The 25836-nt window shown below is 61.4% G+C and carries 17 protein-coding genes and 3 pseudogenes; 7 read left to right on the forward strand and 13 right to left on the reverse strand.

Annotated elements, in window-relative coordinates; all coding sequences use genetic code 11:
* Positions 1–170: pseudogene (locus tag NFE57_RS16865) on the reverse strand (IS481 family transposase); the annotation flags it as partial.
* 325 nt (positions 171–495) lie between these two features.
* Between NFE57_RS16865 and NFE57_RS15890 the strand changes: the two are divergent.
* The 3 genes from NFE57_RS15890 (at position 496) to NFE57_RS15900 (ending at position 5389) form a co-directional block, all read left to right on the forward strand.
* The gene (locus NFE57_RS15890) at positions 496–2241 is read left to right on the forward strand and encodes an arylsulfatase (RefSeq protein ID WP_252136573.1); all 1746 of its coding nucleotides are present in this window, start codon (positions 496–498) and stop codon (positions 2239–2241) included.
* Positions 2242–2247: 6 nt separating this feature from the next.
* A complete protein-coding gene (locus tag NFE57_RS15895; protein ID WP_502802772.1) occupies positions 2248–3186 on the forward strand; it encodes a formylglycine-generating enzyme family protein in 939 nt (312 codons plus the stop codon).
* A 211-nt stretch (positions 3187–3397) separates the two neighbouring features.
* A complete protein-coding gene (locus NFE57_RS15900) occupies positions 3398–5389 on the forward strand; it encodes an alpha-L-arabinofuranosidase family protein (RefSeq protein WP_252136574.1) in 1992 nt (663 codons plus the stop codon).
* A 169-nt stretch (positions 5390–5558) separates the two neighbouring features.
* On the opposite strand, the gene NFE57_RS15905 is transcribed toward NFE57_RS15900, so the two are convergent.
* From NFE57_RS15905 to NFE57_RS15930, 6 genes are all read right to left on the reverse strand, one after another.
* Positions 5559–6413 carry an SMP-30/gluconolactonase/LRE family protein gene (locus NFE57_RS15905; RefSeq protein WP_252136575.1) on the reverse strand — a complete coding sequence of 285 codons (855 nt, stop codon included), beginning with the start codon at positions 6411–6413 and terminating at the stop codon, positions 5559–5561.
* 19 nt (positions 6414–6432) lie between these two features.
* On the reverse strand, positions 6433–7482 hold the full coding sequence (locus tag NFE57_RS15910; RefSeq protein ID WP_252136576.1) for a glycoside hydrolase family 43 protein: 1050 nt from the start codon (positions 7480–7482) through the stop codon (positions 6433–6435).
* Between the two features lie 22 nt (positions 7483–7504).
* On the reverse strand, positions 7505–9001 hold the full coding sequence (locus tag NFE57_RS15915; RefSeq protein WP_252136577.1) for a sulfatase family protein: 1497 nt from the start codon (positions 8999–9001) through the stop codon (positions 7505–7507).
* Positions 9002–9107: 106 nt separating this feature from the next.
* Positions 9108–10475 (reverse strand): sugar porter family MFS transporter, encoded by a 1368-nt coding sequence (locus NFE57_RS15920; RefSeq protein WP_382280842.1) that lies wholly within the window; start codon positions 10473–10475, stop codon positions 9108–9110.
* Positions 10476–10682: 207 nt separating this feature from the next.
* A complete protein-coding gene (locus NFE57_RS15925) occupies positions 10683–11369 on the reverse strand; it encodes a GntR family transcriptional regulator (RefSeq protein WP_252136579.1) in 687 nt (228 codons plus the stop codon).
* 124 nt (positions 11370–11493) lie between these two features.
* Entirely contained in the window at positions 11494–13110 is a 1617-nt protein-coding gene (locus NFE57_RS15930) for a sulfatase family protein (RefSeq protein WP_252136580.1), read from the reverse strand.
* Between the two features lie 230 nt (positions 13111–13340).
* Between NFE57_RS15930 and NFE57_RS15935 the strand changes: the two genes are divergently transcribed.
* The 3 genes from NFE57_RS15935 to NFE57_RS15945 are packed head-to-tail and all read left to right on the forward strand — an operon-like array spanning position 13341 to position 15378.
* A complete protein-coding gene (locus NFE57_RS15935) occupies positions 13341–13598 on the forward strand; it encodes a hypothetical protein (RefSeq protein ID WP_252136581.1) in 258 nt (85 codons plus the stop codon).
* Positions 13595–14617 (forward strand): zinc-dependent alcohol dehydrogenase, encoded by a 1023-nt coding sequence (locus tag NFE57_RS15940; RefSeq protein ID WP_252136582.1) that lies wholly within the window; start codon positions 13595–13597, stop codon positions 14615–14617. Before NFE57_RS15935 ends, NFE57_RS15940 begins: the two co-directional genes overlap by 4 nt.
* A complete protein-coding gene (locus NFE57_RS15945) occupies positions 14614–15378 on the forward strand; it encodes an SDR family NAD(P)-dependent oxidoreductase (RefSeq protein ID WP_252136583.1) in 765 nt (254 codons plus the stop codon). Before NFE57_RS15940 ends, NFE57_RS15945 begins: the two co-directional genes overlap by 4 nt.
* A 179-nt stretch (positions 15379–15557) precedes the next feature.
* Here the strand turns inward: NFE57_RS15945 and NFE57_RS15950 are convergent, their stop codons facing one another.
* From NFE57_RS15950 to NFE57_RS15970, 5 genes are all read right to left on the reverse strand, one after another.
* Positions 15558–18344: a TonB-dependent receptor gene (locus NFE57_RS15950; protein WP_252136584.1), complete on the reverse strand. Its 2787-nt coding sequence runs from the start codon at positions 18342–18344 to the stop codon at positions 15558–15560.
* A gap of 350 nt (positions 18345–18694) precedes the next feature.
* A complete protein-coding gene (locus NFE57_RS15955) occupies positions 18695–19837 on the reverse strand; it encodes a glycoside hydrolase 5 family protein (RefSeq protein WP_252136585.1) in 1143 nt (380 codons plus the stop codon).
* Positions 19838–19851: 14 nt separating this feature from the next.
* Positions 19852–21000, reverse strand: a complete 1149-nt coding sequence (locus tag NFE57_RS15960; RefSeq protein ID WP_252136586.1) for an aldose epimerase family protein — start codon at positions 20998–21000, stop codon at positions 19852–19854.
* Between the two features lie 159 nt (positions 21001–21159).
* Positions 21160–23916, reverse strand: a complete 2757-nt coding sequence (locus NFE57_RS15965; RefSeq protein ID WP_252136587.1) for a TonB-dependent receptor — start codon at positions 23914–23916, stop codon at positions 21160–21162.
* 314 nt (positions 23917–24230) lie between these two features.
* On the reverse strand, positions 24231–24494 hold the full coding sequence (locus NFE57_RS15970) for a hypothetical protein (protein WP_252136588.1): 264 nt from the start codon (positions 24492–24494) through the stop codon (positions 24231–24233).
* A gap of 518 nt (positions 24495–25012) precedes the next feature.
* On the opposite strand from NFE57_RS15970, the pseudogene NFE57_RS15975 reads away from it, so the two are divergent.
* A pseudogene (locus tag NFE57_RS15975) lies at positions 25013–25392 on the forward strand (transposase); the annotation flags it as partial.
* A 329-nt stretch (positions 25393–25721) separates the two neighbouring features.
* Here the strand turns inward: NFE57_RS15975 and NFE57_RS15980 are convergent.
* A pseudogene (locus NFE57_RS15980) lies at positions 25722–25836 on the reverse strand (IS5 family transposase); the annotation flags it as partial.

The raw sequence follows: 25836 nt of genomic DNA on the forward strand, positions 1-25836 counted from the left end.
AAGGCCCGGTAGGGCACGGCTTCGAGGAGGTGCTCCAGAAACGCCCAGGCCGTCTGCCTGTCGGCTTTGTCGACCAATTGCGTGACCGCGAACTTGCTTGTGCGGTCGATGCCGACGAACAGGTAAAGCCTGCCTTCAGCGGTCTGGACCTTCGCGATATCCACGTGAAAGTTGATCCCCAGTTCTCGGCTCACCGCCGCGAGCGACGCTTGCGATCGCTGTATTGCTGCTCGGACGGCGTGCGTGGTCGTGGCGCTCCCGTGACGCATCGGCCCCATAAGGCTTCCGCCCATGCCAACGAAAGCATCGTACCATCAAACCGTGGGATCAAACACCGAGCAACGCCTCGTCGGGTGGCACACGGTGCTGGCGCGCGAGTTCGCCTGATCGGTCACCGGAGATAACCCGCATCTCTTCCGAGCGAACCCACACAATAAGGTAGCCATCTCTTCAATATTATATATAATGTATATATTGATCGTCAGGAGGGGCACCATGTTCAAGAAAACCGCATCGAAATCGTTATTGTTGGCAGGCCTCGCTGCAATCGCCCAACCAGCAGCGGCGCAGACGCCCCCTCAACCGGCCCCTACCCCCGCTCCCAGCGCACAACGCCCCAACATCATCGTTATCCTCGTCGACGACATGGGATTCTCGGACATTTCGAGCTATGGCAGCGAAATCCCGACCCCCAATATCGACGCCCTCGCCAACAGCGGCCTACGGTTCACCCAATTCTACAATACCGCACGGTGCAGCAGCTCGCGCGCCGCCTTGCTTACCGGCACTTATCCACATCAAGCGGGGGTCGGCCATCTCGAAGCGATTTCGGTATCGGCGTCGAAGGGGCTTCAGGGCAAGCTGCTCAATCGCGTCGTAACGATGGGCGAAGTACTCCGTTCGGCGGGCTATTTCACCGCGATGTCGGGAAAATGGCATCTTGGCATGTCGCACGGCGTCAACCCCTGGGATCGCGGGTTCGATCGCTCAATGACCTCGGCCACGGGCGGGCTCTATTTCCCCGGCCAGCCGCATCCGGGTGCCAAATTCGTGTTCATCGACGGCAAAAAGACGCCGACCTCGTCCCCCGAAGTCGGTTCCGGCCAATGGTATTCGTCGGACATGTTCGTCGATTGGGGAGTGAAATTCATCCACGAGGCGCAACAGCAGCAAAAGCCGTTCTTCCTCTATCTGCCGTTCGTCGGGGTGCATTTTCCGTTGATGGCCCCAGCCGAGGATGTTGCGCGGTTCCGCGGCAAATATCGCGAGGATTGGGACAAGCTGCGGCGGGAACGATTCGAGCGGCAAAAGGCGATGGGCCTCATCGGCAAGAACGAGGTGCTGCCGGGCCGGCTGCCCAATACCTATAATTGGGACAAGCTCTCACCCGAGGATCAAGACCGGTTCGATAAGATCATGGCGGTCTATGCCGCCTCGCTGGTCGGGGTCGACAAAGCGGTCGGTACGCTCGTCACGCAACTCAAGCAGACCGGCCAGTTCGACAATACGCTGATCCTGTTCGTCGCCGATAACGGTGGCAACGCCGAAGAAGGTCCCGATGGCCGGCTCGAAAATGCCGAGATATTGGGCGGGCCGAAATCGACCACCTTCGCCGGGATGAACTGGGCAACGTTACAGAACACGCCGTTCCAGCATTTCAAACATCACACCGAAGAAGGCGGTATTGCAACGCCGCTGATCGCGCATTGGCCCAAGGGCATTGATGCCGGGCTCGACGGTAGTTTCGTGCGAACACCGGGCCATCTGATCGACATCCTGCCGACGGTGGTGCAGGTGGCCGGCGCGACCTACCCCACGATCTTCAACGGCCATGAGATCGTGCCGATGCAGGGCCGTAGCTTCGCTCCGGCTTTTCGCGGCCAGATGCTGCATCGCGACCAGCCGATTTTCTGGGAGCATGAGGGCAATCGCGCGGTGCGCGACGGCAAGTGGAAGCTGGTTGCACGGTTCCGGCAGCCATGGCAGCTGTTCGATATGTCCCACGACCGAACCGAGACGCGCGACCTTGCCGGCACAAACCCCACACGCGTCATCAAGATGGCGAACCAATGGGACAAATGGGCCGAAGCGAGCGACGTCGATCCGTGGAGCGAGAGCTATGACGTTTATCTGAACGGCGCGATCCGGCAGAATTGGGGCACGCAAAACATGCCCAGACACCCCGAAGCGATGGACGAGATGACACCGCTGTTGCGCTCCTCCCTCGCCAAGAAGCAATAGGCTGACATGTCCGTTCCGCCGACACCGCCCGCCCCTGCGATGCGCCTGATCGACGGCGGCGATTTCGCGATGGGATCGGACCGTTTCTATCCCGAGGAAGTACCCGTTCGGCAGGTGCGCGTCGATTCATTCTGGATCGACGAAGCGCCTGTCACCAACGCCGATTTCGCGCGCTTCGTGGCGGCAACCGGGCATGTGACGATGGCCGAAATCGCGCCCGATCCGGCGGATTATCCGGGCATGCTGCCGGAAATGGCGCAACCCGGGTCGGCGGTGTTTCGCAAGACCGCAGCGCCGGTCGATCTCGGCGATGCCTCGCAATGGTGGCATTATTGCTTCGGGGCGGATTGGCGGCACCCGCGCGGGCCCGCCACCACAATCGAGGGGCTCGACGATCATCCCGTGGTCCATGTCGCATATAGCGATGCGGAGGCTTATGCCGCCTGGGCAGGCAAGCAATTGCCGACCGAGGCGGAATGGGAGTTCGCGGCGCGCGGCGGGCTCGATGGCACCGATTATGCCTGGGGCGACGAGCTCGCACCCGGCGGCAAAATGCTCGCCAATTACTGGCAGGGGATGTTTCCGCTCGCCAACCAGATGCTCGACGGATGGGAATGGACCTCACCGGTTCGCAGCTTTCCCGCGAATGGTTACGGCCTGTACGATATGATCGGCAATGTATGGGAATGGACCGCCGACTGGTACGCATTGGGCAGTGCGACCAAACCAGCCCAGAGTTGCTGCATGCCCACCAACCCCAAGGGCGGGCGCGAGCGCGACAGCTATGATCCGATGCTCGGCATCCAGATCCCGCGCAAGGTCGTCAAAGGCGGGTCACATCTGTGCGCGCCCAATTACTGTCAGCGCTATCGCCCCGCCGCGCGGCACCCCGAAACGATCGATACCTCGACAAGCCATATCGGGTTTCGCTGCATCACGCGCTGAGCGCGCGCCGCGGCGCGACGGCTCGCCGATCACCGACCTCTCTTGACTGCTCGTTCAAAGGAGCGGGACGCGGCGCCCGCGTGTTCGACCGCGTTCTTTGCACAGCAGAAAATCGAGCGTCGAGGCCAGGGACGATCCAGCTTGACTTTCAGGACCGGAATCAGAAAGATAATCTATAATTGATCGATCATGATCTTGAGGGGATATTCGGATGCGCAAGGGTCGCGGTCATTTGGTGTCGGTAGCAGTCGCGACAATCGCACTCAGCCCGTTCTTCAGTCCGGCGGTGATGGCGCAAGCCGAAGAGGCCGCCGCGCAGCGCGCGGTCGGCTCGATCACCGTCACCGATCAGGTGATCGGCCAGAATCCGGTCAGCGTCGCGGTCGGGATGGAGGACGTGAACCACGAAATCTATGGCGGCATTTACACCCAGATGCTCTTCGGCGAAGCGTTCGCCGAGCCAGCGCGCGTAGCGGGGATCAGCGGCATGTGGCGCGCCACCAACACGCACGGCACCAATTTCTCACTGGTCGATAGCGATGTCTTCAAGGGCGTGCAAAGCCAACGCATCACGCGTTCTGCCGCCGGGTCGTGGTCGGGAATCGAAAATCGCGGGCTCAATCGGCAGGGCCTGTCGGTTTCCAGCGGCAAGCCGTACACGGGCACGATCGTGTTGCGGACCGATCGTGCGCTCCCGGTCCGGGTCTCGTTCCAGAATGCCGACGGCACCTCGATCTATGCTGCACAAACAATCGCGACGCGCGCAGGCGGCTGGCAACGCTATCAATTCACGCTGACACCCTCGGGCGCCGACGATCATGCCCGGTTCGCGGTCGAGATCGACGCGGCCGGCACGCTCGACATCGGCTATGCGCTCGTCGAGCCCGGTGCCTGGGGACGTTTCAAGAATGTCCCCGTGCGTGCCGATGTCGGGCAGGCGCTGGTCGATCAGGGCACGCAAGCGATCCGCTTCGGCGGCTGCGCCAATGGCGGCTGCGGCGACGTTTCCGATTACAAATGGAAGTCGATGATCGGCGATCCGGCACAGCGCCCGGTAACGCGCGGCTTCTGGTATCCCTACGAATCCAACGGCTTCGGGTTGTTCGAATTTCTCCAACTCGGCGAAGCGCTGGGTGTCGAGGCGGTCATGTCGCTCAATATCGACGAAACCCCTGAGGATATCCGCGACCTGATGGATTATCTCTATGGATCGGCGGCCACCACATGGGGCGCCCGACGGATCGCCGACGGCCATCCCGAACCCTATAAGGTCACCCGCATCCAGCTCGGCAACGAAGAAGCCGTGGACGACGCCTATTTCGCGAAGTTCAAGGCGCAGGCCGAGGTCATTTGGGGCTATGATCGCAACATCCGGCTCGTGGTCGGCGATTTCACCTTTCTCGACGTGATCAAGGATCCGTTCAATTTCACCGGCGGCGGCAAGATCAAGTCGCTCGCGGCGCATCAGAAGATCCTGCAACTCGCCGCCCAGTGGCGCTCCGAAGTCGATTTCGACGTCCATCTGTGGACGCGCACCCCCGACGACGGCGGCTGGAACCGCAAGGAGGGCAATATCGACACCCAGATCGCGGCGCTCGACAGCTATGATGCGGCATTGCGCGCGATCGGACCCAAGGACGCCAAATTCAAGATCGTGGTGTTCGAGCTCAACGCCAACAGTCACGATCTCACGCGGGCGCTGGCGAATGCCTATGCGATCACCGCACTCCAGCGCCGGCCCTATGTCGACGTGATCTCGTCGGCGAACGCCTTCCAGGTCGATGGCCATAACGATAACGGCTGGAACCAGGGCCTGATCTTCATGAATCAGGCCAAGGTCTGGGCGCAGCCGCCATATTACGTTCACCAGATGATTGCCGCCGCACAACAGCCCAATGTGCTGCGCACCATCGTCAACGGGCCGGTCGAAGCAACCGCGTTCAAGGGCGCGGCAGGCCTGTCACTCAATATGGTCAACGTTTCAGACAAGCCGGTCACCTTTGACATCGATTTCGGCAAGAACACCGCTGGTGCCGCGCTCAAGGTCACCACGCTGGGCGATGACCGCGGCAATGCGGTCAATACCTCGGCGAACCCGACCAATATCGTCCCCGAGGCCAGCCGCGCTCAATTGAACGCCACCGGGCGCCTGCAATATACGTTGCGGCCGCGCTCGTTCACGACGATGACGACGGCCCGCTGAAATCCTGATGATGTCCCCTGCCCTGCCTTCCTTCGGGAAGGCGGGGCGGGGCAGATTGCGCGATGGTTAGAGTGATTTCGACCCAGATGAAATCATCTGGCGCCTTGGAAGTCACGTCAAACAAAAGATAATCCAGCGTCGATCCGGTTCGATCAGCACCGGATCGACTCTAGCCGCGGTAAGGCTGACCGGGAAGGCCGCGACAGCCGGGGTCGATTTCGAACAACGCGCCGGCGTTGACGTCGTCGCTGCCATCGCCTTCCGAAGTGACGAACATCCGGTCGAGGGCCGGCCCGGCGAACACGCAACTCGTCACCTGTGGCGTCGGCACCGCAATGGTCCGCTCGCGCTGCCCATCGGGGCTGAACCGTGCAACGCAGCCCGCCCCCCAACACGCCACCCACAACCCACCCTCGGCATCGACGGCCATGCCGTCGGGATCGCCCCAGCCATCGCCGAACCGGACCCAGTCCTGACGCTCGCCAAGCGCGCCGTCAGAGAGCCGGGGATAACGGAAGATCGCACGTCGTCGGCTGTCCGCATGGTACATCCAGCAGCCGTCGAGCGAGAAAGCGGGGCCGTTCGGGATCGTATACCCGGCATCGAGCCGCACGATCGCATCATCGACCAGCCGATAGAGTGCACCGCTCGGCGCATCGCAAGCGACAGGCATCGTACCCAGATAGATCCGTCCTTCAGGATCGGCCTTGGCGTCGTTGACGCGGTTGGTGTCGGGCTCGCCCGCGATGCTCGTAATCGGCTCGATGGTCACCGGATCGAGCAAGAGCCCCACGATCGAGCGGCCCAGCCCGGCAACGAAGCCCGGTGCCGCCTCCCGCTCGATCACCCAGCCGAGAATATCGGGCATATCCCATGTCTCGACGCGATCATCGGCGAGGCGCAACCGATTGAGCCGCTGCCCCATGATGTCGACCCAATAGACGGCCTCATCGCGTGCGGACCAGATCGGCCCCTCGCCCAGCCGGTCGCGACGATCGCGAGCAATGATGCGTGGCGCGGCCATCAGTGGCTAACGCAGGCCGTCACGGCCGACTCCCCGGCTCGCCCGAGGGGACCGGAATCGCCTCATCAAGCGGAATGGGGATGCCGAAATCGGGGGTGCCATCGGCACGCCAGCGCACCGGCTGCATCCGGATCGTGCGGCAGTTCCAGCCGCAACCCGAGGTGGCGACCGCATGGTAGACGTTCCACGTCTCGCGGCCATCGGGTGACGGCACGAGGATATTGTGGCCAGGGCCGTACACGCCGCCGGCAACGTTCTTCGAGAACACGCAACCGTTGGATTTCGTCCATGAGCGGCGGTCGGTGATCTCGCCGCTACCGTCATAGGTCAGCAGGCCGAGGCAATAATCATCGGTGAAGCTATGGCTTGCCGAATAGACGATAAACAGCCGCCCATCATGCGAGAGTTGCTGCGCACCCTCGTTGATCGGTTCCGGCCCGATCCGTTCCCACGGTTGGTCGGGGCTGGAAAGCAGCCGCCGCTCGCCGGTGATCGTCCAGGGGTTCGCCATCGGCGCGATATAGAGCTGCTGCCCCATATCGGGCCGCTTGTCCTGCCATCCCGACCAGACGAAATAGCGCTTGCCGCCATGCTCGATCACCGATCCGTCGATCGCCCATTGGTCACTGGTATCGGTGATCTTGCCGCGGAATGTATAGGGACCGGTCGGCTCATCCGACTCGAGCACATACATCCGCCGGCTCTCGTGCCGCTCGTTCGTCGCGGCGGCGAAGTAGATGTAGAATTTGCCGTCGAGCTGCGTGATCTCGGGTGCCCAGAGCTGCGACAACGGCAGCTCGTCCTTGTTCGACCAGAAGACGCGCACGCCCGTGGCCGTTCGCAAGCCCGTCAGCGTCCGCGAGCGATACACCCGGATGACGCCACGCTGCGACTGGACAAGATAATAATTGCCGTTCCAGTGCAGGATCGACGGATCCTGCCCACGCCCGGTGAAGACCGGGTTGTGGAACATCGCGCCCGGTTCCTTGGGCGCGTCTGCGGCACCGATGCACAGCAGTGCCGCCGCCAGCCCGAATGCCCCGAGCCCGTTGCGCGCGATCGACCGCATCGTGGAAACCCCCTCGTTCATCTCAGGTCCGAATCGTCGAGGACCAGTCGCCCCACGGACTCTTGGCGGTGCCGACCGGGGTCTTGACCTCGTGATAATATTCGAGCCCCGCCCGCTTGAGATATTCCTCACCCGGCAGGAAATCGTCGTCGAGTCGGTGCAGCCACATCGCCACCTCGGCATCGAGCTCCGGCAGCAGCGCCTTGCCTTCGGGCGTGTTGACCAGATTGTGCTTCTGATACGGGTCGTTGAGATTGTCGTAGAGCAGCCAGGGCCGCCCCTCGACCGCGCGGACATAGGTGTAGCGTTCGGTCACCACGCCGCGATATTCGTCGAAACCGCGTTCGAGGAGCTGAAAATTCGACACGGGATTGTTGATGAACGCTGATTTCGGACCACCGGGGCGCTGTCCGGCCACCAGCAAATTGGAGAAATCGATCCCCTGAATACCCACCGGAATGTCGATCCCCGCCAGCCCGAGCAACGTCGGCATCAAATCGGGAATGTTGATCGGCGTGCTGATCTTCTTGCCGGCTTTGCCAAGTAGCCGCGGATAGCGGATCAGCAGCGGAATCCGGGTCGATTCATCCCAAGGATAGAGTTTACCCTCCAGCCCTTGCGAAAACATCATGTCGCCATGGTCAGAAGTGAAGACAAAGATCGTATCGTCTGCAAGCCCGGTCTTTTCGAGCGTCTCGAGCAATTGCCTGGCGCAATCGTCGATCGCGGCGATATGCGCGTAATAGCCGCGCAAGCTGGTCCGCGCGCGTTGGGCCAAGGGTTCGGGTACGTTGGGGCGCAGATCGATCCCCGCCTCGGTGAATCGCTGTTTGTAGCGCATCGGCGCGGTCTGATACGGGAAGTGCGGCGGCCCGAGCGACAGCATCAGGAAAAATGGATCGGGCTCGTCGCGCGCGGCTTCGATATAGGCGCAGGCATCCGCCGTCTGCGCGATCGGCGCATAGCCCGGCCAGATGCGCGGCACCGGATCGTTGCCGACGAAATAGCGCTCCTTGTTATAATCGTGGTCACACTCGCTGGCTTTCCAATAATCGAAACCGAACTGCTTGTCGGCGGGCACATAGGTGTCGCGCCGTCCGTAATGGCCATCGGGGCTGCCGTGGAGATGCCATTTGCCGATATAACCGGTGCGATAGCCTGCGTTCCGGAAGGCTTCGCCCAGCGTCACCGCGTTCGGCTTGAGCGGCACGTCGTTGATGAGGACGCCGTGCTTGAGCGCATATTGGCCTGTCATCAGGCTCGCCCGCGCCGGACAGCACAGGGGCAGGCCCGAAATCGCGTTAACGCAATTCGCACTTTGCGCCGCCATCCGATCGAGCGTCGGCGTCCGGGCATTGGTATCACCGGCATAAGCGGTCGCCTGCGCGCGCCACTGATCGGTAAGCAGGAAGACCACGTTCGGCCGCTTGGGCCGTGTGCTCGCCGCCAAAGCAGCCCCGCCGAGTGACGCGGCCGAAAGCGCCGCGGCCGAGCCCTTGATGAAATTACGCCTCTGCATCCGACCTCTCCTGAAGACAGCTCGGGTTGCCGTTCAGCCGGTTTTGGAAGCGGCAGATCGCGTGCGATCCGCCGCTTCGCCTCGGCTCCCCCCGAGTAATAGACCGCTATTTGGTTTCGAGTTGCTGTTGCAGTTCCTCGAGCGTGAACCCCTTGGTTTCGGGGAAGAAGCGCATCACCACGAAAAACTGGAGCGCCATCATCGTCGCGAAGAAGACGAACGGCCCCGCCGCCGAATATTCAGCCACGACAGGGAAGAAGTTCGACAGCATCGCGCAGGCGAACCAGTGCGTGAAGCTGCCGAGGCTCTGCCCCTTGCCGCGCACCGAATTGGGAAAGATCTCGCTGATATAGACCCAGATCACCGACCCCTGCGACACCGCAAAGAACGCGACGAAACCAACCAGCGGCCACAACAGCAGATTCTGATACGCGCCGGTGTAGAACAGCGTTGCGATCGCCGACATGCACACGAACGTGCCCACCGAACCGACCAGCAACAGCTTCTTGCGCCCGACCTTGTCGATGATGCACATCGCCAGAATCGTGAAGCTGAGGTTGGTCAGGCCGATCGCAACCGCCTGAAGATCACCCGAAACCTTGTCGAACCCGGCCTTGGCGAAGATGTCGTTCAGATAATAAAGCGTCGGGTTGATGCCCGAAAACTGGTTGAACAACGCCAGCGTGATCGCGAGCATCACCGGGATACGATAGCGCCGCGAGAACAGCGGCTGGTTGCCCGCAACACGATCGCTTGCGAGCGATTGCTGGATGTCGACCAGTTCCTGGTCGGCAACCGGCCCCGCCACCAGCGCCAGCACCTCCCGCGCCTCATCGATCCGGCCACGTTCGACCAGCCAGCGCGGGCTGCGGGGAATACGGAACAGAATCGCGAAAAACAGCACCGCGGGCACCGCCGATATCCCGATCTTCCAGCGCCACTCGGTCTCGCCAAGCCCCAGCGTACCGACCATGTAGTTGGAGAAATAGGCAACCAGGATGCCGAACACGATCATGAGCTGAAACGAGCCCACCATCCGGCCACGCCAGCGCGCCGGCGCGATCTCGGCGATGTACATCGGCCCCAGCACCGACGACGCGCCGATCGCCACGCCCGCGACGAACCTGGAAAGAAGGAACGACATCCAGTCCCATGCCAGCGCACAACCGACCGATGAGACGATGAACAGGATCGCCAGCGCGCGCAGGCTGGCACGCCGCCCCCAGCGATCCCCGGCATAACCGCCACCGGCCGCGCCGACGATCGTCCCCCACAAGGCAATCGCCACGGTGAACCCGAGCGAGGATGGCGTCAGTTCGTAAAGCGCAGAAAGCGAATGCGTTACGCCGGAAATAACGGCAGTATCGAATCCGAAAAGCAGCCCCCCGAGTGCGGCCGCGATCGTGCATTCAACAACAGTCCTGCTCGGTCGAACGTCGGCAACCGACGTGACCGTGGACTCTCCCCTAACCACATGCATGCGACTACCTCTTATTGATCGCTGCGAAGGGTCGTTATAAAATATAAATAATAGATGTCAAACCGGCATTCCCTGGAATGTGCCGGCCGGTTCGGCCGGAGCGAAGGGTAGCCGCTCCGCCCCATTCTGCTCGCTGCAATCACCCGAACGCGCGCGACCGAGCGTAGCGGCGAGCGGCGGCGGGACCAGGAAGATACACGTCTAGCTTGCCGTGTCGGCTCCCCGAAGCAAGTCGTGCTCGTCGAGCGACAGATGGTATTGCTGGTTCCAATACCCCACGGTCTGCGCGATATAGGCGCGGCGGGCGATGGCAGGATCGCCCGATTTGATGCCTTCGACGATGCCGACATGCTGCTGCACGGCCGCGCGCCGTTCGTCGATCTTGTCGGGATTGTCATGCCAGCGGCCGACGATCGAGAACACGAACAACCGAAAGGTGATGGCTTCAAGCAGGTCGCGCAGATAGGGATTGCCCGCGGCTTCCCAGATCCTGCGATGGAACATCACGTCGCAATCGTGAAAGCGCCGCACATCGGTATCGTTTTCGGTTCCGGCCATCGTCTCGACAATCTCGGTAAGATCGGCCGCGAGCTCGGGCGTCATCCGCGCGGCGGCACGCTCGATCGCCATCACCTCCAGCGGGATGCGTACTTCCATGATCTGGCGATAATCATCAGGGCTGAGCTGGGTAACATAGGTGCCGCGCTGGGGCAGCTTGTGCAGCAATCCCTGATGTTCGAGCTCACGCATCGCCTCGCGCAGCGTCGGCTGCCCGATGCCGAGCGTGGTCGACCATTCCTGCTCGAGGATGCGATCTCCCCCCTGCAACTCGCCGGAGATGATGGCATCGCGCAACGCAGCGGCAGCGGCCTGGGGCGCGGTCTGCAAGACCAGCTTGCTGCCGGATTTTCGGGACGATACGGGCACGACGACAACCTCCAGACGATATATTAATGCTCACACGACCCATCACGCCGGCGCACCGCGGACGCCTTCGTAACGTGCCACTCCTTTAAGGAATATAGGCGTTCGGGGGGCGGCCCATATGGCGGTACGGCGCATACCAATTATGCGCCGCTGGCCATTTGGTCTCGTATTTTGCGTTTTGCGGGCCGGTCGGCAAGCTGTCCTGCGATCGAATCACCCACATCGCGAGTTCCGCCATCAGGTCGGCCTGGATCGTCGCGTGCTGCGGCTGGCCGAACAGGTTGGTCAGTTCGCATGGATCGGTCTTGAGGTTGTAGAGCTGGCCATAGCCCATCATGTCATACATGAGCTTCCAGTCCCCCATCCTCACCATCTTCTGGTTACCGCTCAACGTGACTTTGTTCAACTCGTCGAACATGCCCGGCAACTTGTCATCGTGCCCCGTCGATAGCGGCACCTCGTCCTTATCTTCATAATACAGTCCGCCGACGCCGACACCGCTATAAATACTGCGGAACTCATCCTTGGGATAATCGTCGCCGCGCAACAAGGGCAACAGGCTCCGCCCCTGCACCCCGTGCGGGATCGGCTCGCCGATGATCTCACACAATGTGGGCATCAGATCCGCCATCGAGGTGAAGGCCGTATCGGCCGCGGCGTTGGGGCGGATGCCGGGGCCCCACCAGACCATCGGCGTGTGCGTCACCGTCTCGCGCAGGCCCAACCCCTTGTGTCCGATGCCAAAATTCATCAGTGAATCGCCGTGATCGGCGGTAAACACGATGACCGTGTTGTCGGCCAGCCCCTTAGCGTCGAGATAGTCTGTGAGCCGCTTGATCTGATCGTCGATAAGCCGCAACATCCCGAAATAATTCGATCGATAACGGCGCCACAGCTTCTCGGTATCGGGGAACGCAGCCTGCTGCATCCGATATTCCCATTGCAGCCGCTCCCCCAATTTGGGCAGCATTTCCGGCCCCGCACAGCGATCGGGAACCGTCGCCGGCGGGAACATATCCCAATAAGGCGCTGGCACCTGTTCGGGATTGTGCGGCTCAGGGATGCTTACCTGCATCAGGAAGGGCACGTCGCCGCTCTGGTCGATGAACGTCATCGCGTCGGAGACGATGCGATACGGCAATTGCGTCGTCAGTGGGAAGGGCGTGGGCGTATCGACGACGTTGAAGTGCCGATCGCGCAGCCAGCGATCATAGGCCTTCTGGATTGGCGAGACATCTTGATCCGGCGCGGCGCCTTCGTGGTAATATTCGCGCCAGAAATCAACGTCGCCCTTGCGCAGATAGCTATGGTTTTTGCCTACCAATGCTGTGCGATAACCGGCAGCCTTCGCAACCTGATAGATGTCCTTCTCATAGAAGGCCGCGCGATCCTGCAGGTTCATCCGCACCCGGTGCGCCTCGGGCCAGCGCCCGGTAAGCATCGAGACCCGGCTCGGTACGCACAGCGGCGCGGTGCAGTAATTGCGCGCGAAACCTACCCCGGACCGCTGCAACCGATCGAGCGTTGGTGCGGTATCCAGCGCCAGCCCGGTCGCCTTGGTAGCACCGTAGCTCCACTGATCGCACAGCAGGATGATGACGTTGGGCTGGCCCACCGTGCCGCGCGCCATCAGCGGCACCGCCACGCTCGAGGCGACCGCACTCGTCCCGACGGCTTTCAGAAAGTCTCGGCGCTGCATCATCCTCTCCTCTTCGTTCGCGGCTGCCCAACACCTGCCATCCTCGCGCCGCTGGAATGATCCGTGACGCCGCGAAGGGGCAGTGCGGCAATTGTGCCTTGCATCCTTAAAGAGATAATCTATAATCTGTCGAGTGTCGAGCTTTCAAGCAGGATATCTCGTGTGCGCCGCGGGCTTGCCGCCCGTGGTGGCTACGCCGGAACTTCCACTCGACGAATGATCCTGGGCCCGCAATGCATGCTTCCCTGAACGACAAGGCCGCGATCGGCTCTGATGCGGCATCCAGCATCGGCCTATCTGCCAAGTCCGTGGCTCTGGCCGCCGACCCGGAAAATGCTGGGGCAACGCCGGACACCCATCCGGTCGCCCGCCTTCGTGGGGCAATCCGTTTCGCAGATTTTCACGCCTCGACGACCAGCAACCACGCGGTTTTTACCGGCACGGTACTGATGCTCGCTGACGGCTACACAGCACATCAAGGAGAGAAATGAGTAATATGCTCGCTGCCCGTTATACCGGGCCAAACCAGATCACTCCCGAGGAAGTGACCCGCCCCACCATCGCCGAGGGCGAGGCGCTGGTCCGCGTCGCCGCCTGCGGTTTCTGTGGTTCGGATATCAACATCGTCGCGGGCACCCATCCTCGCGCAAAGGCGCCGCTTACCGTCGGCCACGAACTGGCCGGTCAGATCTGCGAGATCGCCGACACCGGCACCGGCCTGAAGGTGGGCGATTGGGTGACGATGTTCCCCTTGATCTCATGCGGGGAATGCCACGCCTGCACGCACGGCCACGCGCACGTCTGCCGCCGGTTGCGGCTGTTCGGGTTCGACGTCGATGGCGGGATGGCCGATTATATCAAGGTACCCGCCGAGGCGCTGATAAAATTGCCCGATGGCATGCCGCCCGCGATCGGCGCGCTGATCGAGCCGCTCGCGGTCGCCGTCCACGGCGTCGCGCGGACGCAGCTTGACGACGTTTCCGTCGCCATCGTCCTCGGCGCGGGGCCGATCGGCCTGCTCACCAGCCTGGTGCTGAAGGCAAAGGGGATCGAGCACATCCTTGTCAGCGATGTCGTGCCGGGCCGGCTCGAACTAGCACGCTCGATCGGGATCGATGCAGTCGCCGCTGGCGATGCCCTGCTCGATCGGGTGATGGCGCTGACCGACCAGAACGGCGCCGATCTACTGTTCGAATGCGCGGGCCATCCGTCTTCGGCGCGCGAAATGACCACCCTGGTCCGGCCGCGCGGCGTGATCGTCAATCTCGGCGTGTTTAAGCAGCCGACCCTGGTCGATCTGCAAGCGGTCAATTTCAAGGAACTCGAGTTGCTTGGATCGCGCGTCTATGAGCGTCGCGATTTTGAAGAAGCGATCGCCCTCGCCGGGACGATGCCGCTCGATCGCATCATCTCGCACGCTTTCCCGCTGAGCGAGGTCAGCGCGGCTTTCGCGCAATTCCAGTCGAGCGCCGCGTGCAAAGTTATGATTGTCTTGGAGGATTCGGAATGAACGGCACTGATCTCACGGGCTCGCTCGCGCTTGTTACCGGCGGCACGCGGGGCATCGGCTTCGCGTCGGCGCGTGCGCTTGCTGTCGCCGGCGCCGACATCATCCTCGTCGGCCGCGATGCACGTGAACTCGACCACGCCGCCGCGCAGGTTCGAGAGACCGGCCGGACGGTGCATGTCGAAGCCTTCGATCTCGCACAGAGCACCGAGATCGCCGCCTGGTTCGAAGGGCTGCGCACCCGCGTCGGAACGCCCGACATTCTCGTCAACTCCGCGGGCGTCAATCGGCGCGGCAAAGCCACCGATCTGACGCTTGAGGAGTGGGACAATGTCATGGCCGTCAACGTGACGGCGATCTGGGAACTCAGCCGGCATGTCGCCAAGGCGTTGATCGATGCCGGGCGCCCCGGCCGGGTGATCAACATCGCCTCGCTGATGACCGCTGCGTCACGCCCGGGCACCTCGCCTTATACCGCCTCCAAGGGTGCGGTCGGCCAACTCACCAAGGCACTCGCGATCGAATGGGCGCCGCATGGTATCCTCGTCAACGCGATCGCCCCCGGCTACATCGCCACCGACCTCAACAAGGCACTGATCGCAGACCCGGCGTTCGACGCCTGGGTCAAGGGCCGCTGCCCCATCGGGCGCTGGGGCGAGGCGGACGATATCGCCGCTCCGGTCGCGTTCCTTGCAAGCAAGGGCGCGAGCTTCATCACCGGGCAGACGATCTATGTCGACGGGGGCTGGCTGGCGACCTTCTGAGCCCCCTCCCCTATTCAAGATGGCGTGAGCTCTGACGCCGCCGCCTGAAAAGGCGGCGGCGTATTCGTCTGTGCAGAAGCGCTCATACCCGGCGGCGCACTCCTCAAACGCGAACGCCGCCCGCCTGAAAGACGAGCGGCGCCGCGCATGGATAGCGAACACCGGGAGGGTGGTGGCCGCTACAGCCGCACGCGGATCCCGGCGGTATAGATCGCATCGTCCCAACGGATGTCACGGTTGAAGCCGGGCTCGTCGAAATAGCTGCGATATTTGTTACGCAGGATGTTCGATCCGCCGACGTCGACGCGGATCCTGTCAGTAATTTCATACCCGATGCTGAAATCGAGCCGCCCGGCTGGGCGGACCATGCCCAGATTGACCGGCACCGTCCCGTCTGCAAGTTGTTCTTCGGTCACAGGGCGAACAAGGGTCAGACCCGTCGTGTTCTGATCGAAATAGCTCGACCGGTAATTGTAGATGAGACGGCCCGAAATACCGTATTTTTCATAGAGCAGGCCCGCATTGAAATTGTACTTGCTGACGCCCTGAAGCGGGTATCCGGCCAGCACGTCCTCGCCGCCCACCTTTGAATCGGCATAAGTGAAATTGGCCTGGACACCGAGCCCCGAAAGCGCGCCGGGGAGGAAATCGAGGAAGGCCTGCCCGCCGGTCTCGATGCCCTTCAGCGTCACCGAACCGACGTTGCGCGGCCGCGAGATATTATAGCCGATGCCATCGATCATCTCGAGCGCCGCTCCCGAGATCACACGGTTGGAGATGGCACGATGATAAGCGCCGATCGCGAAGAAGCCGCGGTGGAAATAATATTCAAGCGTGGCGTCGAAGCTTTCCGATTTCTGCATCCGTAAATTGGGATTGCCCGCATTGCCACCGTTCTGAACGTTCGGGTTGCCGTTGATCTGATAGCTGATCCCCGGATTGAGCTGACCGAATTCGGGACGGCGGATCGCTTCGGAATAAGCGAAACGCGCCTGCAGACCGCTGTCGAAGCGCACCCGCATCGCGGCGCTGGGCAGAAGCACGAAATCCGACGTCTTGGCGACACGCGGCGAGACAACGCCGCTGACGACACCGGCGCCCTCGATACGGCGATCGGTGACGGTCGGCCGCACGCCGACCACACCGTCGATCCGGATCGGGCCGCCGACGTCGAGTTTGTAGCGAAGCTGCAAATAAGCAGCCATCGTCTTCTCTCGGGCGACAAAACGACGTTCCGGATCATAAGGAGGGGAACCGAGCGGAACACCGAAAATTCCCCGGATCAGATCACGACCCGATTCACTGCGTAGATAATCCGGATTGGGCGTCAGCCATGGCGCCCCTTCATTCAACCGCGGAATGCCCGGCGTTTCCGACAGGAAATCGGCAGGCAAGCCGGTCGAACTGATCAAGGTACCCTTATCGCCGCCAGCACCGCCGATATCGCCGCCCGGCGCAAGCTTGTTGACCAGCCCCTGGTCCGAAACCGCGCTCCGATTGGCGAAGCGCAAGCCGTATTGGATCTTGCTCAAAACGTTCGACACAATGTCGAAGCTGCCATCGATCCGCGCCTGGAACAGTTCGCCGACATCATGCTGGAAATTCTGGTTGAGCCCGTTGCGAAAGACATATCCATCGGGATCGTTCAGCGGATTGCCCGTAAAGGTAAAGCGTCCACCGATCCCGGCGTTGGCCTCGACGATCACTTCCGGGACACGCTTGCCGATATCGACGACAAAGCCCTCGTTGATGAAATCGGACTTCTGATACGCAAAATCGGCTTTCAGGTGGCCTGGCCCGCGGTCGAAGATGAAGCCGCCGCCAACCAGATAATTGTTGCGCGTCTGGAAACGTGCCTGCGAGCTGGAGAAGGCGGTCGCGTTCGAATAGGTCGCGCTGTCGATTTCACATAAATCCTGCGTGGTATAATTACCCGCGCCTATCTGCTGCTTGTTGGCATTATACCCATTGGGATTGACGAGCGCCGTAAAGCACCGATCACCGACGGCGATGTCGGAAATCGTCGTGCCGGTATTATAGAGTTGCGCTTCGACGAAGCCCGACTGCTGATCCGACTTGTAACCGGTGTAGAGACCGTCGAGATAGATCTGGAGGCTTGGCGACGCCTGCCATTGGAACGCAGCGTTGACCTGGGGACGTTCGAACACGCCATATTGCGCGACCCCACCGGCAACGTTGTTCGAGATCAGACCCGGCAGATTGAACGGCGCGATCGCGGTCGATCGGCGTACCGCCTGATAGAGATAGGGCCGATCCCATTGGCTGCGACGCCACGACACATTAACCAGCGCACCGATCTCTCCAATACCGGTATCCCAGCGATCGGTTGCGAGAACGGAGAATTGGGGGTCCACCCGGCTTTGGTTGACCGAATAATTCGCCCGCGCGAGGCCGACGATCGTCGGTTTGCGGAATTTGAACGGCTTGTTGAGGTGCAGATCGACGCTACCCACAATCCCGCCCTCGATCAGGCTCGCATTCGATGTCTTGTACACATCGACCCGGCCCAGCGCGGTAGACGGCAAATCCTGGAAGTTGAAATTGCGCCCCGTGGTCGAGAATATCTCGCGTCCGTCGAGCGTGGTAGAGATATCGTTCAGGCCACGGATGCGCACGCCACCGATTTCATTGTCGGCGCCAACGTCGGTCTGAACGCCGGGGATACGCTGCAGCGCGGCTGCCGTGCTCGGATCGGGAAATTTGCCAATATCCTCAGCGACCACTGAATCGACGATATCGAGCGACTCGCGCTTGATCTCTGCGGCAGCTTCAAGGCTCTGTCGAATGCTACCCACCACCACGATATCGGCCGGCGCCGCATCGTCGGCATCCGTTTGCACCGAAGCGGCAGCCTGGTCTTGCGCCATCGCAGGCATCGCCCAGCAACTCGCGCCGAGAAGCGCGGTCGTCGTTGCCAATATCCGGCGAGTGACCCTGGTCGTCATAAATTTCCCTCCCTCTGTTTGCGTGTGCAGCCCTTTCGTGCGGACCGCATGTCTTTCTAGCACGATATGGAAGATTATTTATAATATAGGTTCTATGTCAAGGCTGATCGTGGGGTGGCTGATACTCTTGGGTGCTGGCGATCCAGATAATATGCCGAGCGTCTTTGCTGCCGGCGTGCGGGAAAGCGCTGAATCAAGCGCCGCCCGCAGTGTGTGAAGTGCCTTAGGGTGGTGGTCCGGCTCGTTGCCGAAGCCTTCATACTCGGCAAGCGCAAGACCGTCGGCGGTTTGACTGGAACCGAGACGGACAATAGCGTCGGGAGCAGCACGCCCCCGACGCCGATCGTACCTCAATAGACAGTTTCGGGAACCACGCCCTTGGGCGCCGCGGTCAGGCGCTTGATCAGATCGGTTTCGGCCTTGCGATAGGGCGTGCCGTCGGCGCGCAGGACTTCGTGAAACCAGATCGTCGGCTCGTCCTGCGTATAAGGCTTCTTCCAGCTATCCCACGGCAACCGCGTCTGCGAGCGGCCGTCGACAAAGCCCCAGTTGATCATGGCGATGTTCAATTTCTTGGCGATCGGCAGCGAGCCGTCAAAGGTCGAGCCGTTGCCGCGCGCCATATATTCGGTGCACAGCACGGGACGACCGTAGCTCAACATCTGGCGCGCGCGCTCGGCGAATTTTTCAGGCCAGTTGTAATCGTGGAAGCTCATCACGTCGGAGCGCGCGACCTGAACGCGTTCCACGGCATCGAGCGTCTCGATCCTGTCCCAATGGTCGCCGATCCACAGCCCGCTGGTCAACGGCTGCGTGGGATCGACCGACTGCGCCCAGTCGAACACCTGCGCGAGCAGAGCCGCGACGAGTTCCTTCTTATGCGGGGTCGGCTTGTAATTGCCGCCGCCGCCATTGTTGGGCTCGTTCCACACATCCCAGCCGAGCACACGCTTGTCGTTCGCGAAGCTGCCGACCACGTCCTTCACATAGGCTTCTAGCTTGCCATATTGGCTCTTGTCGGCAAGCCGCGCGGCACCGGGCGCCTGCACCCAGCCCGAATTGTGGACGCCGGGGATCGGCGGATGCTGGGGACCGAGCTTGGGGTCGGGGTCCCAGCAGCTATCGAACAGCACGAACATCGGTTTGATGCGGTGCTTGGCGGCGATGTCGAGAAAGACATTCATCCGCTGCTTCAGGCCCTCGGCATCGTCTTCCCATAGCAGATTGTGGAGATAGACGCGCATCGTCGTCATGCCGAGCTGTTCGGCCCAGCCCAGTTCCTTGTCGACCCTGGCCGGATCAAAGGTCGCGGCCTGCCACATTTCGAGCTGGTTGATCGCGCTGGCGGGATTGTAATTCGCGCCCACCAACCAGGGTTGCGCGTCATACCATTGTTTGGCCTCGGCCTTGGTCCATTGGTCGCGTGCGTCGACGGGTGCGGCGGCAAGCGCCACGCCCGCGACGGCGGTTGCAAGAAGGAGGTGCAGCTTCATTCCAGAGCACCCCGTTACTTGGCGGCCTGACCCGTCGTCAGGCGATAGGTCATGACGTTGTAATAGGTCTGCCCCGGCGCGAGCCGCGCCGATCCGAATTCGGGGCGGTTGGGCGTATCGGGGAAAATCTGCGGCTCCATCACGATCGCGTCGCCCTCGCGATAGAGGCGGTTGGCCTTGCCCACCGTCGTGCCGTCGAGGAAATTGCCCGAATAGAATTGCAGGCCGGGCTGGTTGGACCACAATTCAAACCCGCGCCCCGACGCCGGATCGCTGACCCGCGCCATCAGATGCTGATCCCTGGTCACCGTGCGGCCGATCACCCAATTGTGATCATAGCCACGCCCGATCACGATCTGCGGATCGCTTGCATCGCGCACCCGCGCGCCCACAGGCTGCGGCACCCTGAAATCGAAGGCGGTGTCCGCGACCGACTTGTATTCGCCGGTCGGGATCGCGGTCGCGTCGGTGGGCAGATAGGTCTCGGCCGGGATCGTGACGACATTGCCCATCGCGCCGACCGACGATCCCTCGCCACTTAGGCTCCAATAGGCATGGTTGGAAATGTTGATGATCGTCGGTTTGTCGGTCGTCGCGCGATATTCAATCGTCAGATTGTTCGCCTCGTCGAGCGAATAGATCGCATCGACCGTCACCGTCCCCGGATAGCCCTGATCGCCATCGGGGCTGACATAGCGCAACGTCACCGACGCGGTCGGGCCAGAGTCAACCTTGGTGATCGTCCACAACACCCGATCAAAGCCGGCATCGCCGCCATGAAGCGAATTGGGGCCGTCGTTGGTGGGAAGCTGATAGGTCTTGCCGTCGAGCGTGAACTGCCCCTTGGCAATCCGATTGGCGAAGCGCCCCACCGTGCCGCCGAAGAACTGTCGCGTTCCAAGATAGCCATCGATCGTGCCGTACCCAGGCGCGACATCGGCCTTCTCACCATTGCGATCGGGCATGACCAAGGATTGCAGTGTCGCGCCATAAGCGATCACCGTGGCCGAGATGCCGTTGGCGTTGCTCAGCGTCACCGCCGGCACCGCGCGGCCGTCGGGCAGCGCCCCAAAGATCGATTGCGTCGCGTTGCTCGCCGCACTGGGCGTCGCCGCGGTCGCGAGCAACATCGCCACGCCGATCGGCGTCATCTTTCTGATCATTCCCTACTCCTCCTGCACGATGAGGGAGCGCGTATCAGGCGCCCGATTTTGCAGAAAACCCCGCGCCAGCCTGGTCTACGATGGCAAATCGCTGGCGGTGAAACGGCGCTGGAACAGTAATGTGCGACACACCTAATCGCGGCGCGCCGCACGCTCACGTCAGAAGCGGAAGCGCACGCCTAGCGAATAGGTGCGTTCCAGATAGACCATCTGGCGCGCAAACATGTCGCCGGCATCGTTAAACTCACGATAGCGGCGTAGCGGATTGCCTAGCAAATTCACGATGTCGAAGGCCAGCGTCACGCTGGGCACGGGCGTGAGCGTGGTCGAGAAATCGAGTTGACCGCGCCCCTTCTCCACCAATCCACCGGTTCTCGGATCGCCGTTCGCGTCGCGATCAAGCGGTTCGATGCTGTAGAAGGTCACGAAGTTCGAGCGATAATTATAGGCCATCCGTGCCGAGAAAAACGGCCGTTCGTAAAGGCCGACGAGATTGAACGCCCATTTCGATACGCCGTTAAAGCGCACCTGCCGGCCGGCGACATTGGGTGAACCCGCAAGCGCCACCGCGAGGTCGCCCTTTGAATCGATATAAGTTCCGTTGGCCTGAACGCCGAAGCCCTTGGCCCATTCGGGCAAGCCATCGATGTCGAGGAAGCTGACAAACGACAGCTCCGCACCCTGAAACCGCGTGTTGCCGGTATTGTCGGGCCGCGAGAACCACGCCGGGCCGTACACCGGATCGTCGATCGGAATCGTGGTCCGCGAAATGAACCCCTGCGCATCGCGCCGGAAGATCGCGCCGGTGAGCGATCCCGAGCGCGAGAAATACCACTCGAGGCTGGCGTCATAATTGTCGGACGTCAACGGCCGCAGGTCGGGATTGCCGCCATTGATCCCGCGCCGATTGCTGTTGGGGTCACCGGGATTCGGGTTATTGACCGGCGGACCGACGGTCAGCGTCGGGTTGAGATCGAAGAAGTTCGGGCGCGTGCGCGTCTGCGTATAGGCAAGGCGCAGTTGCAACTCGTCGGTGAACGCGACGCGCGCGCTGACGTTGGGCAGATAATCGGTATAATCGTTGCGCGCCGTCGTCGGCAGGAATTGCGGGTTGGCCGGATCGGTCTCGTCGCGAATGAAGCCGTTGATGTGCGTCCTGGTCTTCACCGCGCGCACGCCCACCAGGCCATCGATCACCATCCCATTGGCAAGGTCGATGCCATATTTGAGCTGGGCGTAAGCCGCATAACCCTTTTCGTTGGCGGTGAAATTCTCGGTGGGGTTGAACGCCGGCAACCCCTCGGGCGCACCGTAGAACTGCCGCAACGCTGCGGCATTGTTACGAACGCTGTCGAACGAGGTGGCGGTGAAAGTGTGGATCGGATGCGCGTCGTCGAAGGCAAATCCCGGCATATTGCTCGAAAATTCTACCGGCAGCGCACTGATAGGCAGCCGCTTGTCGAGGTTGAAGATATATGGCGCGCCGCGGTCGCGATTGGCGTCACGATCGTTGTAACGGACGCCGAACTGGATGCGTTTCAGGAAGCCGGCATCGAATTCATATTGAACGTCGGCGCGCGTCTGGATGTCCTTGCCGCCCACCACGAGCAGTTCCTGGAACAGCCCCCGGCTGAGGTAATTCGCGGCGTGGGTGACATCGAAATCGACGAAATCGAAGGTCGGCCCGCCATCGCCGGTCGGCGCCTCGAACACGACGTTACGCACCGGCGAGCTTGCAAAGGCATAATCGATGTTGATCGCATCGAGCGTGTAAGTGCTGTCGGTGTACGCGACGTCCGCCGAGATTTGCAGATTGTCGCGCTTCCAGATCGCGCCGCCGCCGGCCTGATAGGTATTGGTCTTGCCGCGGATCGTGCTCCAGAATCCATCGGGGGCACCCGCCCCGGCCACCGTGGCGCTCTGTGCGACATCGCCATGCCCCTCACGCGTAGCCAGATTGGTCAGCTTGAACGCGTCGCCGCCGAAGATCGGGACGAACATGAACCGGTTGGTATCCTCGCCGCGATAGCCCTGAAACAGGCCATCGGCATAGATTTCCAGTTCGGCGGTCGGCCGCCACTGGAACGCCGCGTTGATCGAGGGGCGATACCGATTGCCATAGCCGAGGAACATCGCCTGCGCGTCGGGATAGCGGACCCCGCCCGTGGTGCCAGGCGCGTTGTCGGGGTTGGTGGTACCGATCACGAGCGATTGTTCGCGGATCGAATCGAGGAAGTTGATGCCGACATAGGACGCGTTCACCAACAGCCCCATTTCGCCGACGCCGGTGTTCCAGCGATCGCTGACGAGCAGATTGCCGTTCCACGACAGTTTGCCCGATTGCTCCCAGTTCACACCGTTGAGCGAGCCCGACAGATGGAAGCCGCCGAAATCGAACGGGCGGCGGCCACGGACATTGACCTGCCCGCCGATTCCGCCTTCGATGAGGTTTGCGGTGGACGATTTATAGACCTCCAGCGCGGCCACTGTGCCGGCGGGAAAGTCCTGGATCTGAACGAAGCGCCCCTCTGCAGTAAAGATCTCACGGCCATTGTATGTGGTACTGATGTTGGGCAGGCCGCGCACGGTGACGCCAGCCGATTCGCCGCCGCCCCGCGTCACGTTCACGCCGGTGACGCGCGCCAGTGCAGACGACGCGAAGGTATCGGGAAGCTTGCCGATGTCCTCGGCAACGATGGCGTCGACGATGCCGTCGGACGTCCGCTTGATGGTCGCGGCCGATTCGAGGCTGCGGCGTAGCCCGGTGACGACAATCTTATCGTCCTGGCCCGCGTCAGCGACAGCAATGCCGTCGCCCGTCGACGACGCCTGACCTTCCTGCGCCCACGCCCCCGAAGCGCCAATCAGCAGCGCGAGTGCGGACGTGCTGGCACCGAAACGCAATCCGTATTTCATACTATAGCCCCAATAAAATATCATATTTTTCATCATGATAACCACAGAATTTATGATGAGCCGCTACAATAAACCCGGCATAAATCCATCTTTACGGGCGCACCGGAAATCCACACTTCGCCCCGCCGCCGCATCGCGCTCGTCTCATATCGATCGGGCATTGCCCGCCCTTCCCCACGGCCATCAGCACAAGCACCCCTTAGACGCGAGATATGTTAGATTATAGATAATATTAAGTCAAACGAAGGAATGCTTGAACGTTGCGTTACGACGCACCGTCGCCCACCACGCCGGTCTCGACCACCAACTCTCGATCACCAGCTAAAGCAGTCGTCCCATATCGGCGGTGATATCTTCGGGATTGTTCGTGGGGGTATTGGCCAAGCGCCGCACCGTTCGGCTACCCCAACACGATCGGCGCTGACGGCAAGATCGATGCGGGCTTCCACCATCGACTGATTCACCAATGGCGCGAGGAGCGTGATCGGTGCCTGCGCGACATCGAGCGTCAGGATGCCGCAGACGACGGTTATCTGGAAACCGGAATCGCGCTGCTCAATCTGGCACAGAACGCCCATCGAATCATGGATTTGAAGCGTCCGTCCGAGAAAAAGAGCTTCTCGGATTCCTACTTTCGAACTGCAAATGGGCTCACGGCGCGTTGCGTGCCGAGTTCAACGAACCCTTTGATCTACTTGTAGAAAACGCCCGGCCCAACCCCCTCCCCGAAGGAGTGAAAAGGGGCAAAAATCGCAAACTGAGATTTGGCTGGGGTTGGCAAAAGCCTATCGCAAGAAAATCCTATTCCCAACCGACGCCGTACTCTTAAAATTTACGCAGTTTCGTGCGTTTGGATGGGATCGAAGCACGCCCTTTGACAGGCTTTGGTAAGCGGTGAGGAGCTTCCAGAACAGGTTCGTCAGAGCTCGAACAGCTTTGAAAAGCCAATAGCCAAGTTCGAATGCTGGATCCGCCCCCCTTTCCCAACCGTCACCGACACTATCACAGCGAAGGCTGACCTGCTGCCCGTTTTCTGGACCGTTATGAGCTGGAAAATTCCAGTTATGATCGGAGGGTCAAGGAAGCGGAGCGAGTGATGAAGAGATCGAAATACGGCGAGGCACAGATTGCGTTCGTGTTGAAGCAGGCCGAGAATGGGACGGCCATCGGTGAGGTGTACCGCAAGACCGGGATCAGCGAGGCGACCTTTTACGCGTGGCGCAAGAAGTACGCCGGGCTGATGCCGTCGGAGATGCGGCGATTGCGTCAGCTGGAGGAAGAGAACGGCAAGCTCAAGTGGCTGGTCGCTGATCTCAGCTTGGACAAGGCGATGTTGCAGGATGAGGCCGTTTGACGATCGATCCGGGGGATCGATCGTACGCCGAATGGGTCGCGAAAGCTCTGAAGCCTGATCGGCGGCGTCAGCTCGTCGATGATGTTCGGAGCACCTGGCAGGTCAGCATCAGGCGGGCGTGTGACAGGGGTGGCCGTCTCTTTCACAGCAAGATCGTCATTCGTCGCAGAAGTGTTTTCCGCCGCGGTGACCAGACTTTTCTCCAGCACAAGTTCCAGCTGCTTGATCTCGTATTCGATCTTTGCCTGACACTTGCCTCTTCAGCTTCGAGATGCATAGGCGCAACGGCCGGGCATCTGTGCGGTTCATTGAGGCATTTCCGGCATATGTAGACCAAGATCGGTGTTCGCCGAACGACAAAACCCGCTTCATCTTCCGAATGCTGCCCGACGCCCCGACGCCTGGCTAGCGATCATGCTCTCGGTGCTTGATAGTCATCTAAGATCAGGACTCATTGATTGAGCCAGAAGATGACGGTGGCGGCAATGCAGATGGCGGACATGAAGGTGTGGGCGCATCGGTCGTAGCGAGTATGGATGCGCCGCCAATCCTTGAGCCGGCCGAAC

The organism is Hephaestia sp. MAHUQ-44, assembly GCF_023806085.1.
GTDB lineage: Bacteria > Pseudomonadota > Alphaproteobacteria > Sphingomonadales > Sphingomonadaceae > Sphingomonas.

Excerpts from the sequence above, each read along its gene's own strand:
- NFE57_RS15890 (WP_252136573.1), top strand. The coding sequence starts at position 496 with ATGTTCAAGAAAACCGCATCGAAATCGTTATTGTTGGCAGGCCTCGCT.
- NFE57_RS15895 (WP_502802772.1), top strand. The coding sequence starts at position 2,248 with ATGTCCGTTCCGCCGACACCGCCCGCCCCTGCGATGCGCCTGATCGAC.
- NFE57_RS15900 (WP_252136574.1), top strand. The coding sequence starts at position 3,398 with ATGCGCAAGGGTCGCGGTCATTTGGTGTCGGTAGCAGTCGCGACAATC.
- NFE57_RS15905 (WP_252136575.1), bottom strand. The coding sequence starts at position 6,413 with ATGGCCGCGCCACGCATCATTGCTCGCGATCGTCGCGACCGGCTGGGC.
- NFE57_RS15910 (WP_252136576.1), bottom strand. The coding sequence starts at position 7,482 with ATGCGGTCGATCGCGCGCAACGGGCTCGGGGCATTCGGGCTGGCGGCG.
- NFE57_RS15915 (WP_252136577.1), bottom strand. The coding sequence starts at position 9,001 with ATGCAGAGGCGTAATTTCATCAAGGGCTCGGCCGCGGCGCTTTCGGCC.
- NFE57_RS15930 (WP_252136580.1), bottom strand. The coding sequence starts at position 13,110 with ATGATGCAGCGCCGAGACTTTCTGAAAGCCGTCGGGACGAGTGCGGTC.
- NFE57_RS15935 (WP_252136581.1), top strand. The coding sequence starts at position 13,341 with ATGCATGCTTCCCTGAACGACAAGGCCGCGATCGGCTCTGATGCGGCA.
- NFE57_RS15940 (WP_252136582.1), top strand. The coding sequence starts at position 13,595 with ATGAGTAATATGCTCGCTGCCCGTTATACCGGGCCAAACCAGATCACT.
- NFE57_RS15945 (WP_252136583.1), top strand. The coding sequence starts at position 14,614 with ATGAACGGCACTGATCTCACGGGCTCGCTCGCGCTTGTTACCGGCGGC.
- NFE57_RS15950 (WP_252136584.1), bottom strand. The coding sequence starts at position 18,344 with ATGACGACCAGGGTCACTCGCCGGATATTGGCAACGACGACCGCGCTT.
- NFE57_RS15955 (WP_252136585.1), bottom strand. The coding sequence starts at position 19,837 with ATGAAGCTGCACCTCCTTCTTGCAACCGCCGTCGCGGGCGTGGCGCTT.
- NFE57_RS15960 (WP_252136586.1), bottom strand. The coding sequence starts at position 21,000 with ATGATCAGAAAGATGACGCCGATCGGCGTGGCGATGTTGCTCGCGACC.
- NFE57_RS15965 (WP_252136587.1), bottom strand. The coding sequence starts at position 23,916 with ATGAAATACGGATTGCGTTTCGGTGCCAGCACGTCCGCACTCGCGCTG.
- NFE57_RS15970 (WP_252136588.1), bottom strand. The coding sequence starts at position 24,494 with ATGGGCGTTCTGTGCCAGATTGAGCAGCGCGATTCCGGTTTCCAGATA.